Origin of the sequence: Agromyces bauzanensis (assembly GCF_014645655.1) — a bacterium.
GTDB classification, from domain to species: domain Bacteria; phylum Actinomycetota; class Actinomycetes; order Actinomycetales; family Microbacteriaceae; genus Agromyces; species Agromyces bauzanensis.
In genome coordinates, this window is record NZ_BMMD01000076.1 from 1 (window position 1) to 849 (window position 849).

The following is an 849-nucleotide window of genomic DNA, read 5'->3' on the forward strand; positions in this document are numbered from 1 at the left end:
TCCACGCGTCGCTGAGCACGTAGGCGTCCGGATCACGGTGGGTGAGCAGCCACCGGCCGAAGTCGCGGATGTACGACATCCACGACCGGTACGTGCCGGAACTACCCAGCCTTTCCGTCACCCAACCTTCGACGGTGACCCGGTCGAACGCGGTCGCGCCGTGACGTGTGCAGTACGCGTCGAAGCGTTTCAGATACCAGATGCGGGAGTTGCCGGTGAACCCCATCGCCGCTTTGAACGCGAGGAAGTCGTCCAGGTCCGCTGCGAACACGCTGGTGAATCCGTGGCCGCTCACGATCGTGCCCCCACCGGGACCGGGAGGACGCAGCCGCGCAGGCGCTCGTCGTCGACGGTCAGGTAGACACCGGTCGATTCCTCGCTGGCGTGACCGAGGACCGCGGCGATCGTCGGCAACGCCGTCGCCGCCCGCAGCAGCCGAGTCGCGGCCGTATGCCGCAGCAGCCGTGTTCCTCCTTTCACCCCGGTCACGCCGGCCGCGGTGAACACGGCCGTGGTGATCACGTGGATCGCGGCGTGACCGGACAGCGCTGTGTGCGGAGCCAACCGCCGCAGGAACACATGCTCGCTGCTGGCGTCGCCACGCTCGGTCAGGATGTAATCGGCGAGCCGCGCCGTCACCAGCTCCGGCATCGGCAGGACGACCGGGTTGCCGGTCTTATGCTGAACGATACTGATCGTCTCAGCCCGCCAGTCAATATCCGCCAACCGGAGGTCGATGATGTCGCACGCCCGCAGGCCAGTCAGCAACGCCAGCAGGGTGACCGACGCGTCCCGTGCCGTCACCACGCCCGGTGCCGCGCACGCGTCCACGACGCGGCGCACGTCATC

At 68.0% G+C, this 849-nt stretch carries 1 protein-coding gene and 1 pseudogene; both read right to left on the bottom strand.

What is annotated here, in order from left to right:
- Positions 1-271 (bottom strand): annotated as a pseudogene (locus tag IEX31_RS18475) (tyrosine-type recombinase/integrase); the annotation flags it as partial.
- 20 nt (positions 272-291) lie between these two features.
- On the bottom strand, positions 292-849 hold a 558-nt coding region (locus IEX31_RS18480; protein ID WP_188744847.1), incomplete at its 5' end, for a tyrosine-type recombinase/integrase.